This is a genomic window from Flavobacterium laiguense (assembly GCF_003097655.1).
In the GTDB taxonomy this organism is placed as follows: Bacteria; Bacteroidota; Bacteroidia; order Flavobacteriales; family Flavobacteriaceae; genus Flavobacterium; species Flavobacterium laiguense.
Genome location: NZ_QCZH01000001.1, coordinates 576,218 through 589,312, shown reverse-complemented (window position 1 = coordinate 589,312; position 13,095 = coordinate 576,218). Strand labels below are relative to the sequence as shown.

The following is a 13,095-nucleotide window of genomic DNA, read 5'->3' as shown; positions in this document are numbered from 1 at the left end:
GGCAAAGATGCGACGGCTTCCAAAAGTTATTCGGTTGCTAACTACTTACTTTCGGTTGTAATTATTTGTAACCGTTTGTAAATGGATTTTTTTGAGTATATTTGATTGATTCAAAGATTTTTAATTCGCGCAATAGAAACATAATTTATAATCAAATCTAGACTCTTTAAAATTAACAACAACAAAAATCATGGGGGATGAATTAGTAAAATACCTATTCCAAATCAGTATTGGTGGCTTAACTGCAGGAGGAATTATTATTTATTTAGGCAAAATTATAATAGGCAAAAGCTCAGAAGTTTTTTTAGAAACCCAGAAAAATAAAATTGAGATCCATAAAATTGAACATCAAGTTAAATATTCTAAACTTCACGAAGAAAGAGGAACAATAATAAAGGAATTATATGTGTCATTATTTAACCTTGAGAGTATGCTATCTTTAATTGCAGTTCAAAATGAATTAGATAAATGGCAATCTAAAGACATAACCCCTGAAAAAATGGCTGCTAAAAAATATCAAGAAACGAGAGAGTTTCTTGAAAAGAATAGACTCTACTTGAAACACGAACTTTGCGAAAAAATAATTAATTCACTAAATGATTGCTTAGCTCTAACAAGTAAAATGATTACTGCAAAAACAAGTGAAAATAAAAATATAAGCAGTGATGAAAGTATTGTTAAACAATGGAGATTTGAAGAAATAAAATCAGCTCAAAAAATCAAAGAACAAAGACTTGAACTTGCCGAAGTATTTAGAGAAATTATTGGTGTAAAATGATCAAAATCTATAATGGACTATTTCATTCTTATTTTTATAAATTATGTAAACAAGAATAAAATTGAAATGTTTAATCTACCAAATGAATTCTTTGATTCTAAAACCATAAATCCTAATTAGCCCTGATAGAGCCTATATCCTCGTAACGCAGCGGAGAGATAAAGGCGAAATATTTATATTCCCGAAAACAAATTTTTAAATATAAACTATGAGTAAAGCAGGAACCCATACCCACAAATAAAGCCTATTATTTGGCTCCGAAAAAAAAAGAAATAATGTTGAATTTAAAACGATGATATTATGAAAACCTGCCTCGAATGTGGAGATCCCATTGTAGGTCGCGAAGACAAGAAATTCTGTAGCGATGGTTGCCGGAATGCCTACAACAACAAAATAAATAAGGATAGCACTAATTATATGCGCAATATCAATAACAAATTGCGTAAAAATTACCGAATTTTGTCGGAACTGAATGCGAATGCCGACGGAAAATCGAAAACAACGCGAGCCAAGTTGATGAGCAAGGGTTTTGACTTTGAGTTTTTTACCAATATTTTGAATACCAAGTCCGGAAATACCTACTATTTCCTGTACGACCAAGGCTATATGGTTTTGGATAATGATTTTTATATGCTAGTTAAAAAAGATATTTAATACCCCAAATAATGAAAAAAAATTTCTCTTCTATTATTGTTGTCGCCTCTATCTTGTTGATTTTGGGATTCCTATTTGTAACTATGATGCCTTCTTGGTCGGCAGATGAAAACAAAAAAGTTACTGAGTTTTCGACCTCACGGGCTCTGGATCATATAAAAGCGATTGCCAAACAACCGCATTATGTAGGCACCCAAAACCACGAAGTGGTGGCCAATTATATTATTAAAGAACTTCAAAAACTAGGATTACAAACAACCGTTCAGGAAGGCTTTACGCTGAGTGATTGGGGGAATCTTGTAAAGTCTAAAAATATTATGTGCCGCATAAAAGGGACTGAAGGTGGCAAAGCATTGCTCCTACTCTCTCATTATGACAGCGCACCGCATTCATTTTCTCATGGGGCAAGTGACGACGCTTCTGGCGTGGCTACGATACTAGAAGGCGTTCGTGCTTTTTTGAATGCTAAAACCAAACACCAAAACGACATCATTATTCTGTTTACCGATGCAGAGGAATTGGGTTTGAATGGTGCTGCGCTTTTTATCACCGAACACCAATGGGCAAAAGAAGTGGGATTAGTATTGAATTTTGAAGCCCGTGGCTCTTCGGGACCGAGTTATATGTTGATGGAAACCAACAAAGGAAATGCGGGTTTGGTTAAGGAATTTGCCAAAGCGGGCGCTGAGTATCCAGTTTCGAATTCGTTGATGTATAGCATTTACAAAATGCTGCCCAATGACACCGACTTAACGGTTTTTAGAGAGCAAGGCAATATTCAAGGATTTAATTTTGCTTTTATAGACAGTCATTTTAATTACCATACCGCTCAGGATGATGTAGCGCATTTGGACAAAAGCACATTGAAACATCAAGGTTCGTATTTGATGCCGTTGCTGAATTATTTTTCGAATGCAAATTTAGACAATACTGCTGCAACCGAAGACTACGTTTACTTTACCATTCCATTTTCTTTCATCAGCTATCCTTTTGCTTGGGTACTGCCAATGACGCTAATAGCCGTAGGTTTGCTAATCATTTTAGTTTTTCTGGGCAAAGCCAAAAAGATGCTAAAATTGAATGAAATCATGAAAGGGTTTTTCCCGTTTTTGGGTGCTTTGATTTTTACGGGATTGATTACCTATTACGGTTGGAAAGCATTACTGTGGATCAATCCGCAATACAATGATTTACTTAACGGGTTTACCTATAATGGACACGATTATATTGCTGCCTTTGTATTCTTAAGCCTTTCAATTTGTTTTTTCTTTTATCAGATTGCTTCCAAACCAAAAGTGACGATGAACCATTATGTGATTCCGCTGTTATTTTGGATTGTGCTGAATGGATTTCTTGCCAACAGTTTGCCAGGCGCAGGATTCTTGATTATTCCTGTCTATTTTGGACTGGTTGCTTTTGCGGTTTTTGTGTTTAGTCAAAGGTCCAATTGGATTGTAAACCTCATTTGCGGGATTCCCGCCTTGTTGATCATTGCTCCGTTTATCCAAATGTTTCCTGTAGGTTTAGGATTGAAAGTATTGTTTGGTAGTGCAATTTTGACTGTTTTGACATTTACTTTACTCTTGCCAATTTTTGGGGCTTTCACAAAAAAAGGAAGCTGGTCTTTAATGCTGTTTATAATTGCGATAGTCTTTTTGGTAAAAGCCCAGTATAATTCAGGATATGAGCATGGCAAAGCAAAATCGAATAGTTTGGTATATCTCTATAATGCCGATACCAACAAAGCCAATTGGGTCACTTATGACACCAATCTGGATTCTTGGTCAAAAGGCTATTTGGGTGAAAATCCAAAACAAGCAAAAACATGGAATGATTTGAAGTTGTTTAGTAAATACCAGTCAGAATTCACATATGCCGCCGAAGCTCCCAACAAAGGGATCGCGAAACCAACCATTACTTTTCTACAAGACAGTGTGGTAGGATTCAAAAAATATTTGAAGATAAAAATTACCCCAAACAGAAAGGTCAATCGCTATGATATTTTTGCCGATGAAATTATGACGTTTTTCAATTTCAAAGCTAACGGGGCAATTCCTTTGGGTCAAAAAGGAACCGAGCTAGAAAGAAACGGAAAAAAACTATTGAGTTATTATGTAGTCAACAACGAACCGTTGGTATTACAATTTACACTAAACAGATCGACTGTACTGGATATGGATGTGATGGAAAGTTCTTTTGATTTAATGACCAATCCAATTTTTGCCATGAATCATAGGGAAGACTGGATGATGCCAACGCCTTTTGTTTTGAATGATGCGGTGGTCATTAGACAAAAAATAAAACCAACACCGAAAGTGGTTGCGCCTGTTGTTTCACCAGTTGTTAATCCTAAATTAGTACAACCGGTAATCGCCAAAGACAGTCTGCAAGTAAAACAAAATGGACTTTAACAAAACAACAATTTATGCCTGATTCTAAATTTAATTTACAGCCCAAGATATTAGAAAACGCTCAAGTAATAATGACTCCGCTCAAAGAAAGTGATTTTGAAATGCTCTATGAAGTAGCATCAGACCCTGAAATCTGGGAACAGCACCCCGCAAAAAACAGATACCAAAAAGAGGTGTTTCAGCTTTTTTTTGATGGTGCAGTTGAGTCTAAAAGTGCATTTTTAGTTTATGATTCAGCAACAGAGAAACTAATTGGCAGCACCCGTTATTATGATTTTGATTCCGAAAATTCTAAAATTGCCATTGGTTTTACCTTTTTGGCAAAAAAATACTGGGGAGGAAATCACAACAAAGCGATGAAACAATTACTTATTGATTATGCTTTCCAGCACGTAGATACGATAGCTTTTCATATAGGTGACACTAACATCCGATCCCAAAAAGCAGTTTCAAAAATTGGTGCGACCAAAATAGGCATTGTGGATTTTAATAATACTCCCCACTTTGAGTATCACATTCTGAAAAAGGACTGGGTGTGAGCTATAGGTAATACTGAATAGATTTTTCTTTAAGGTCATAAATTATGACCTTAAAGAATTTAAAAGTTCAATTTAATTAACAAGCACATTCAAATTTCGCTCCATCTTTTTTTCCTTGAGTACCCTCAGTAGCATATCCGTCAAATTTCCACCACTCGATACCTCCTAATAATTCTTTTACTTTGAATCCCAACTTGGTCATGTTCAAGGCACCTTTTGTAGAAGCATTGCAGCCTATTCCATCACAATACGTAACATATAAAACGTCTTTATCCAAATGACTGGTAGTTTCTGCACTCATTTCGCGATGCGGAATATTGATGGCATTGGGTATATGTTCTGCCTCAAATCCGAAAGCTTTTCGGGCATCGAGTACAATTACCTTTTGGCCATTGTTCAAGGCATCAAACAAATCGGACGTATCCATTTCAAATGCCAATTTGTTTTTATAGTGTTTAATTTGAGCTTCCATATAAACTGTTTTTTTAGATTATTTAATAATTCAAAAGTAAAACAACTTCATTTGCAATAAAAACGAAAAGAATTCATCTATTGCATGAATTCTTTTCATAGATAGCCATCTATATATTTTGTTCCTTTGTGAAAATAATTCTCAAGATGGAAATCAGACATTTAAAATTGATAAAAGCGATTGTCGAAGAAGGAAGTATCACAAAGGCAATTGACAAACTCCATTTGACACAATCGGCCTTAAGTCATCAACTCAAAGAAGCCGAATATCAAGTAGGCACAAAGCTGTTTTTGAGAACAAATAAAAAATTGACACTGACCAAAGCGGGAGAGAAAGTATACGGAATTGCAAATGAGATCCTAGATAAACTCTCTGAAACGGAACTACAAATCAAACAAATGGTTTATGGGGAATTTGGCGAAATCCGAATTAGCACGGAATGCTTTTCTAGTTACCATTGGTTGCCTTCGGTTTTAAAACAGTTTCATCATTTGTATCCCAATGTAGAATTGAAAATTGTAACCGAAGCCACTCATTATCCGCTACAAAAACTACTGGATAATGTAATTGATATTGGAATCGTGAGTGACCAAATCAAAGATGATAAAATAAAATACATTGAACTTTTTCAAGATGAAGTGGTGATGGTTGTATCTGAAAATCATTCTTGGGCCACTAAAAAATATGTAGTAGCCGAAGATTTTACAAATGAACATTTAATCATTCACTCCCTGCCATTAGAAACGGTTACCATACATCAAATGGTTTTGGCTCCAGCTAACATAACACCTAAAAAAGTTACGCCATTACCCCTTACCGAAGCATCAATCGAAATGGTTAAGGCTGATATGGGTGTCATGTCTATGGCAAAATGGGCTTTGCAACCATATTTAAAAAACAGCTCTATAAAGGCCGTTAAAATTGGGAAAAAAGGTCTAAAGCGAAAACATTTCATTGCTATAAGAACAGACAAGCCACAACCCGACTATTTCAATCAATTTATAACTTTTTTACAAACCGAAATTAACCTTCAATGAATTATTTAATACGAGAATGCCAACCTGATGATATAATTACAGTTGTTGATTTATGTCAAAAACACGCTGAATTCGAAAGAGCTACTTTTAATCCTGTTGGAAAAGAAGAAGGTCTTAAAAAGGCTTTGTTTGAGGAACAACCCAGATTATTTTGTTTGGTCGTAGAAAACAATAAAACTATTGTAGGATATGCGAGTTATACGATTGATTATTCAACTTGGGATGCCGAAAATTTTATGTATATGGATTGTTTATATCTCGAAGAAAAGGTTCGCGGCTCCGGTATCGGTGAAGCTATAATCGAAAAATTAAAGCAAATTGCAACAGCAAAAAACTGCATCAATATACAATGGCAAACCCCCAAATTCAATGAAAGAGCAATAAAATTTTATCATCGCATCGGAGGAACCGGAAAAGACAAAGTTCGTTTTTCTTTAGATTTATAAAAATCTTTTTTAAGTTACAAAAAATGAAACAAATAAGCATATTGGGTTGCGGTTGGTTGGGTTTTCCTTTGGCGAAAGCCTTACTAGAAAATGGCTTTTCTGTAAAGGGATCGACTACTTCAGAAGGCAAACTTGCTGAATTAAAAGCGTTGAACATTGATCCCTTTTTGGTTGCGCTTGACAGCAAAAGTATAACAGGCTCTATTGAAAATTTCCTTAGCGGAAGTAAAACTTTGGTTATTGATATCCCACCCCAATTGAGAGGGAAAAATAGTGATTCTGCAACTGCGAATGAAAAGGTATTTGTAGAAAAGATGAAAACACTGATTCCTTATATAGAAAAATCTAGGATTGAGAACGTTCTTTTTGTGAGTTCGACTTCGGTTTATGGCAAAGCCAATGGTACGATAACCGAAGAAACGATTGCAAAACCCGATACCGAAAGCGGCAAACAATTACTGGAAGTGGAAGCGCTTTTACTGAACAATCCAAACTTCAAAACAACAATTCTGCGTTTTGGCGGACTCATTGGCGAAGACCGAAATCCGATTACTTTTTTGGCTGGAAAAGAAAATTTGGAAAATCCGGAAGCGCCCATCAACTTTATCCATCAAGAAGATTGCATTGGGATAATCTTAAAAATCATAACTACTGATTCTTGGAACGAAATTTACAATGGAGTATGTCCATTTCATCCCACAAGAGAAACTTATTACACACAAAAAGCAACCGAATTAGTCTTACCTTTACCTCAATTTAATCACTCCAGGCCTTCTAATGGAAAACTCATTTTGAGTGACAAAGTAGAAACCGTTTTGGGTTACACCTTTATTAAAACCGAATTATAGTTGAGAACAAAAATAAAAACCGTTTTTAAATCCCGAGTCAATGCCATTGGATTGCCCATTTTGGCTTTGTGCTGGGTAAGTTTTTTTTGGGGTACTACTTGGCTGGCTTCCAAAGAAGGAGTCAAACACATGCCAGCACTCCAACTGGCTGCTATTAGACAATTTATTGCCGGATCATTATATCTTGCCTTTTTCTTATTTAAAAAAACACCCTGGCCCAAAGGAATACAATGGAAAAGCATCATCATTCTTAGTTTACTCAATTTTGTTTTAAGCAACGGGCTCAGCACTTGGGGTGTGAAATTCATCAGCAGCGGATTGGGCGCCATCATTGGCGCAATGGTTCCTGTATGGATCGTATTCATCAGTATTTTCAAAGGGGAAAGAATTACACGATTGGCCGTTTTGGGAATCTTGGTTTGTTTTGGAGGCGTTTGTGTTATCTTTTATGAGCATCTACTCGACTTTTTACAACCCGACTTTCAATTTGGTATAGTCCTTTCAATAGCAGCAACGATTACCTGGGCTTTTGGGACTTTATATACCAAGAAAAAAGCGGCTAGCTTCAATCCGTATTTTAGTTTGGGATTGCAAATGTTCATTTCCAGTATTTTCCTGTTTGCCTTTGTAGGCGCTACGGGCACGAGTATCCCCGTTTCTGAAATACCTGCTAATTCTTGGTGGTCTATTGCTTATTTGGTCATTATTGGCTCTGTATTAACCTTTATTGCGTTTATTTATGCCTTGCAAAAACTTCCGACCGAATTGAGTAGTGTCTATGCATATATCAACCCGATAGTAGCGGTTATTTTGGGTTCTTTTATTTTTGGAGAACCCTTAACCACGGCAATTATCTTTGGCGGAAGTGTTACTTTAATTGGATTGTATGTGATTAATTACGCCATGCGAAAAAAGAGATCTATTTAGTATTAATTTTAAAATGACATATTTATGAAAATCAAATTCTTTGTTTTAATTCCAACTTTTGTTGGGTTATCATTTGTCCATGCTCAACAAAAGCAGAACTACATTGTTCCGAACGAAAACTTGATAACCGAAAATATCGCTGCAATTCCAAGTGAACTTGCAAGTCAAGTTAAAAAATATTCTGAATCGAGAGGTGCCACTTTAGCAGAAATCCATCCTACAAGAAACGACATTATAATCAATACCCGTTTTGGATCGACTTCTCAATTGCATCTGGTTTCCCAACCCATGGGAGCTAGAAAACAAATCACCTTTTTTGACGAACCGGTAAGTGGTGCTACTTATGAACCTACCAAAGGGGAATATCTTATTTATTCTAAAGATATTGGTGGAAATGAATTTGGTCAATTGTTCAAATTGGATTTAAAAACACTCCAATCTACCTTGCTTACCGATGGTGGAAAATCTCAAAATGGCGGCGTAACTTGGCGTGAAGACGGAAAAGGATTTTACTATTCCTCTACCAAAAGAAATGGCGGAGACAGAGATATCTATTATATGGATCCAAACAACCCAAGTTCGAACAAGCTTATCCTTGAAGTAAAAGGTGGTGGTTGGGGAATCCATGATATTTCAAAAGACAATAAACAGCTATTGGTTGGCGAGGGCATTTCGGCAAATGAATCCCATTTGTGGTCATTGGATCTAGAAACTGGCAAACTAACTGAAATTACCGATCGGAAATCAAAAAGTATTGTTCAAACCAATGCTGAATATAGCAATACAGCGGATGAAATTTGGTATGTAACCGACCGTGACAATGAATTTGAACGACTGGCTACCCTGAATTTAAAAACAAAAAAAACAACCTATCATACTTCCAAAATTCCTTGGAACGTAGAACGATATTCCCTTTCTGAAGACAAGAAAACAATCGTATTTATAACCAATGAAGCGGGAATCAACAAAATGTACCTTATGAATACTGGAGACAAATCGTATTCTGAAGTCAAAAACATTCCTATTGGGCTTATAGCCGGAGCTGATTTCACCAAAGACAATCAGAGTATTTTCTTTGTACAATCAACGGCTCAATCGGCTGCCGATGTCTACAAATTAAACTTAAAAAGCGAAAAAATTGAGCAATGGACATCGAGTGAACTAGGCGAAATGCAACAATCGGACATGTCTACCCCAAAGTTCATCGAGTGGAAAAGCTTTGACAACTTAATGATTTCTGGTTTTTATTACCCAGCTTCACCAAAATTTACAGGAAAAAGACCCGTACTTATCAATATTCATGGTGGTCCCGAAGGACAATCTCAAGCGTCCTTTTTAGGTTCTAATAATTATTACACCAACGAAATGGGCGTTTCTCTAATTTTCCCGAATGTACGTGGATCCTCTGGCTTTGGAAAAACCTTTCTAGCAAAAGACAATGGATTTTTAAGAGAGGATTCCGTAAAAGATATTGGAGCATTACTAGACTGGATTGCACTTCAACCGGACTTAGACAAAGATAAAATAATGATTATGGGAGGTAGTTACGGTGGTTACATGAGCCTTGCTACTGCCTATCATTATGCGGACAAGCTAAAATGTTCTGTTGATGTTGTTGGAATCTCCAATTTCAATACGTTTTTAAAGAACACCGAAGAATACCGTAGGGATTTAAGAAGAGTAGAATATGGTGATGAAAGAGAAGAAAAGATGGCTGCTTTTTTCGAAAAGATGGCGCCATTAAACAATACGGATAAAATTAAAAAACCAATGTTTATCATTCAAGGGAAAAATGACCCAAGAGTTCCTGTTACAGAAGCCATTCAAATGCGTGACAAACTAAAAGCACAAGGGAATACCGTTTGGTATCTGGAAGCCAAAGATGAAGGCCATGGGTTTAAAAAGAAAGCCAATATCGATTATCAACGTCTTGCAGTAATCCGATTTATGCAGGAATATCTATTAAAATAAAGCCAAAAAAATCCCATTTGTCAACTATAGACAAATGGGATTTTTATTTTAATCTAACTGAATATTACCAGATTTTTACTCTTTTTTCTGGTGCTACATACATCCCGTCTCCAGGTTTAATATTGAAGGCCTCATAAAAAGAATCTAAATTTTGCAGTGGCACATAGGCTCTGTACATCCCAGGTGAATGTGGATCTGTTTTTACCAAAGTTTTTATTGATTCGTCACGCATTTTGGTTCTCCAAACGGTTGCCCAAGACATAAAAAAACGTTGTTCCGGCGTAAATCCATCTATTAATCCGGGATTGCCATTTTCTTTTAAATACAATTGTAATCCATCATAAGCGGCATTAGTGCCACCCAAATCTCCTATGTTTTCTCCCAAAGTAAATTTACCGTCGACATGAATTCCCGGTAATGGTTCTAAAGCACTGTATTGATCTGCTAGAGCACCTGTTAGTGCCGTGAATTGTTTTAAATCCTCTGGAGTCCACCAATCTACCAGATTTCCCTCTGCATTATAACGGGAACCTGAATCATCAAAACCATGAGAAATTTCATGACCGATTACAGCACCTATTCCGCCATAATTCACGGCTTCGTCTGCTTGATAATTGTAGAATGGAGGTTGCAAAATAGCTGCTGGAAATACAATTTCATTTATAGAAGGATTGTAATAGGCGTTTACCGTTTGTGGTGACATTCCCCATTTATCTTTATCTACAGGTTTGTTTAATTCCGCTATATTTTCATTGGTTCTCCAACGGGATAAAGCCATACTGTTGTCAAAAAAAGTACCGCCTTCTTCAGGACTCTTTAGAGTTAATGCGGAATAATCTTTCCATTTATCCGGATATCCTATTTTTATTCTAGATTTTTTTAATTTGGCAATAGCACTTAATTTTGTTTCAGCAGACATCCATTTCAAATTATTGATACGGTTTTCGAAAGCGACAAAAATATTTTTTATCATTTTCTCAGCTTTTACTTTAGCTTCTGCAGGAAACATTTTTTCAACATATAATTTCCCTAATGCTTCTCCAACAGAACCATTGATTACTTGCAGCGCCCTTTCGTCACTAGGTCTTTGTTTGATGGCTCCTGTTAAGGTTTTACCATAAAATTCCCAATTGGCATTTTCAAGATCTGTAGATAATAAAGAAGAAGACCTATTCAACAATGTCCAACGCATGTAGGCTTTCCAATCATCAATTTTGTTTTCTTTAAAAACACCTTCCAAAGCAACCATATATTTGGGTTGAGAAACAATCAATGAATCCACATTTTTAAATCCAATGCCTGTCAAATAACTATTCCAGTCAATGGATGGTGCTATTTTCTGAAGGTTTGAAACGGTCATAGGATTGTATGATTTCCTTCGGTCTCTGCGTTCTACTCTATCAAATCTTGGTTTTGACATTGCTATTTCTAAAGCCAAAATTCTTTCCGCATTCGTTTTGGCTACAGTCGGATTGTCCCCTAAAAACTGAAGCATTCGCGCCACATGCAAAACATATTTTTCTCTTTTTTCTTTTGAATCTTTTTCGTCAGAAACGTAATAATCGCGATCTGGAAGCCCTACACTTCCCGGGCTCACATAAATTACATTTCTATCGCTGTTTTTTGCATCCGTACCAGAACCAACACCAAAAAAGCCTAAACCCCCAATAGGATCCATTTCTATTAATAAATCTTGTACATTTTGGATGTTTTTTATACTATTAATTTTAGCCAAATATGGTTTTAATGGAGAAAGACCTTTTTTATTTCTTCCAACCGTATCCATAATCGTTTTATACAAATTAATTGCCTTTCCTTGATCTGTATTCGATTTATAGATTGGATTCTTAGATGCTTCCGCTAAAATTGCTAAGGCATCATTATCTGTTTTTTGGCGTAACTCATTAAAACTTCCCCAGGTAGTTTTGTCTGCTGGAATTTCAGTTTTGTTGAGCCATGTACCATTGACATATCTAAAAAAATCATCATTAGGTTTTATAGATGTATCCATAAAATTAACATTAATCCCAGGCTCTTTTGCAATATCTGATGTTTGTGACTGCACAACATTTAATCCAAAGATTGCAGGAATCACAAAAAACAATTTGTTCTTGCTTAATTTTTTCATTATTTATTTTAAATTAGTTAGTGTCCCAAAGTTATTAATAAAAATATTAAAAAAATGTTAATACAATTCGAAGTGACTTTTGCGAAATAGATTTCAATTAAAAAGGGCAACTTTTTTGTATTTTTGCACCAAATTAAAATTATGTCATCCATTTTAAAAAAATACCGAACCTATATTGGTATCGTTTTGATTTTTTCTATCATAACCCTTTACTTGTTTTATTCGGCATTAAAACCCAGTAAATCATTACCGATTTATAATCCCGCTGATGTAAACCCAGAATTGGTGGACAGTACCGTACAATACATTAGCAAATACCACACGATTGCCGATTTCTCTTTTGTGAATCAAAACGGAAAAACCATAACCCAAAAAGAGTATGAAGGCAAAATATACGTAGCCGACTTTTTCTTTACCACTTGTGGTTCTATTTGTCCCAAAATGACTACCAACCTGGTCGATGTACAAAAAGCAATAAAAAACAATCCAAAAGTAATGCTGCTTTCACACACCGTTTTCCCAGAAACTGATGATGTTCCCGCACTAAAGGCGTATGCTAAAAAATACGGTGTCATTGATGCAAAATGGAATCTAGTCACAGGCGATAAAAAAGAAATTTATACCATGGCCAGAAAATCATACTTGGCTGTAAAACTCGGTAAACCAGAGGAATTGTATGATATGGTGCATACTGAAAATTTTGTTTTGGTAGATCAAAAAAGACGCGTTCGTGGCTTTTATGACGGAACCAAAAAGGAAGATATACAGCGATTAATAGAAGATATTAATTGGCTTACTGCCAATGAAAAAAATGAGTAAAACTGATAATTATCACCTTTAATTATAATAAAAAATGTATTTTTGCAATCTTAATTCAATCTAAA

General features: G+C 35.6%; 12 protein-coding genes. 10 read left to right on the top strand and 2 right to left on the bottom strand.

Annotated features, from left to right (window positions below):
- Positions 1-190: 190 nt before the first annotated feature.
- The 4 genes from DB891_RS02405 to DB891_RS02390 all read left to right on the top strand — a co-directional run bounded on the left by DB891_RS02405 (position 191) and on the right by DB891_RS02390 (position 4,382).
- Positions 191-778, top strand: coding sequence for a hypothetical protein (locus DB891_RS02405; RefSeq protein ID WP_116760177.1), 588 nt, complete (start codon positions 191-193; stop codon positions 776-778).
- Between the two features lie 300 nt (positions 779-1,078).
- The gene (locus DB891_RS02400; RefSeq protein WP_116760175.1) at positions 1,079-1,432 is read left to right on the top strand and encodes a DUF2116 family Zn-ribbon domain-containing protein; all 354 of its coding nucleotides are present in this window, start codon (positions 1,079-1,081) and stop codon (positions 1,430-1,432) included.
- 11 nt (positions 1,433-1,443) lie between these two features.
- On the top strand, positions 1,444-3,843 hold the full coding sequence (locus tag DB891_RS02395; protein WP_223256032.1) for a M20/M25/M40 family metallo-hydrolase: 2,400 nt from the start codon (positions 1,444-1,446) through the stop codon (positions 3,841-3,843).
- Between the two features lie 14 nt (positions 3,844-3,857).
- Positions 3,858-4,382, top strand: coding sequence for a GNAT family N-acetyltransferase (locus DB891_RS02390; RefSeq protein ID WP_116760174.1), 525 nt, complete (start codon positions 3,858-3,860; stop codon positions 4,380-4,382).
- Positions 4,383-4,458: 76 nt separating this feature from the next.
- Here the strand turns inward: DB891_RS02390 and DB891_RS02385 are convergent, their stop codons facing one another.
- Entirely contained in the window at positions 4,459-4,854 is a 396-nt protein-coding gene (locus tag DB891_RS02385; RefSeq protein WP_116760172.1) for a rhodanese-like domain-containing protein, read from the bottom strand.
- 146 nt (positions 4,855-5,000) lie between these two features.
- On the opposite strand from DB891_RS02385, the gene DB891_RS02380 reads away from it, so the two are divergent.
- The 5 genes from DB891_RS02380 to DB891_RS02360 are packed head-to-tail and all read left to right on the top strand — an operon-like array spanning position 5,001 to position 10,083.
- Positions 5,001-5,891, top strand: a complete 891-nt coding sequence (locus DB891_RS02380; protein WP_116760170.1) for a LysR family transcriptional regulator — start codon at positions 5,001-5,003, stop codon at positions 5,889-5,891.
- The gene (locus DB891_RS02375) at positions 5,888-6,337 is read left to right on the top strand and encodes a GNAT family N-acetyltransferase (protein WP_116760168.1); all 450 of its coding nucleotides are present in this window, start codon (positions 5,888-5,890) and stop codon (positions 6,335-6,337) included. Before DB891_RS02380 ends, DB891_RS02375 begins: the two co-directional genes overlap by 4 nt.
- Positions 6,338-6,360: 23 nt before the next feature.
- Complete coding sequence (locus tag DB891_RS02370; RefSeq protein WP_116760166.1) at positions 6,361-7,185, top strand: SDR family oxidoreductase; 825 nt, start codon at positions 6,361-6,363, stop codon at positions 7,183-7,185.
- Positions 7,186-8,112 (top strand): DMT family transporter, encoded by a 927-nt coding sequence (locus tag DB891_RS02365; protein WP_223256031.1) that lies wholly within the window; start codon positions 7,186-7,188, stop codon positions 8,110-8,112.
- Between the two features lie 24 nt (positions 8,113-8,136).
- Entirely contained in the window at positions 8,137-10,083 is a 1,947-nt protein-coding gene (locus DB891_RS02360) for a S9 family peptidase (RefSeq protein ID WP_116760164.1), read from the top strand.
- A gap of 64 nt (positions 10,084-10,147) precedes the next feature.
- On the opposite strand, the gene DB891_RS02355 is transcribed toward DB891_RS02360, so the two are convergent.
- On the bottom strand, positions 10,148-12,211 hold the full coding sequence (locus DB891_RS02355) for a M13 family metallopeptidase (RefSeq protein ID WP_116760162.1): 2,064 nt from the start codon (positions 12,209-12,211) through the stop codon (positions 10,148-10,150).
- A gap of 141 nt (positions 12,212-12,352) precedes the next feature.
- On the opposite strand from DB891_RS02355, the gene DB891_RS02350 reads away from it, so the two are divergent.
- Positions 12,353-13,030 (top strand): SCO family protein, encoded by a 678-nt coding sequence (locus tag DB891_RS02350; protein ID WP_116760160.1) that lies wholly within the window; start codon positions 12,353-12,355, stop codon positions 13,028-13,030.
- The last annotated feature ends 65 nt before the right edge of the window (positions 13,031-13,095 follow it).

Excerpts from the sequence above, each read along its gene's own strand:
- DB891_RS02400 (WP_116760175.1), top strand. The coding sequence starts at position 1,079 with ATGAAAACCTGCCTCGAATGTGGAGATCCCATTGTAGGTCGCGAAGAC.
- DB891_RS02370 (WP_116760166.1), top strand. The coding sequence starts at position 6,361 with ATGAAACAAATAAGCATATTGGGTTGCGGTTGGTTGGGTTTTCCTTTG.
- DB891_RS02355 (WP_116760162.1), bottom strand. The coding sequence starts at position 12,211 with ATGAAAAAATTAAGCAAGAACAAATTGTTTTTTGTGATTCCTGCAATC.
- DB891_RS02405 (WP_116760177.1), top strand. The coding sequence starts at position 191 with ATGGGGGATGAATTAGTAAAATACCTATTCCAAATCAGTATTGGTGGC.
- DB891_RS02385 (WP_116760172.1), bottom strand. The coding sequence starts at position 4,854 with ATGGAAGCTCAAATTAAACACTATAAAAACAAATTGGCATTTGAAATG.
- DB891_RS02390 (WP_116760174.1), top strand. The coding sequence starts at position 3,858 with ATGCCTGATTCTAAATTTAATTTACAGCCCAAGATATTAGAAAACGCT.
- DB891_RS02380 (WP_116760170.1), top strand. The coding sequence starts at position 5,001 with ATGGAAATCAGACATTTAAAATTGATAAAAGCGATTGTCGAAGAAGGA.
- DB891_RS02360 (WP_116760164.1), top strand. The coding sequence starts at position 8,137 with ATGAAAATCAAATTCTTTGTTTTAATTCCAACTTTTGTTGGGTTATCA.
- DB891_RS02375 (WP_116760168.1), top strand. The coding sequence starts at position 5,888 with ATGAATTATTTAATACGAGAATGCCAACCTGATGATATAATTACAGTT.
- DB891_RS02395 (WP_223256032.1), top strand. The coding sequence starts at position 1,444 with ATGAAAAAAAATTTCTCTTCTATTATTGTTGTCGCCTCTATCTTGTTG.
- DB891_RS02350 (WP_116760160.1), top strand. The coding sequence starts at position 12,353 with ATGTCATCCATTTTAAAAAAATACCGAACCTATATTGGTATCGTTTTG.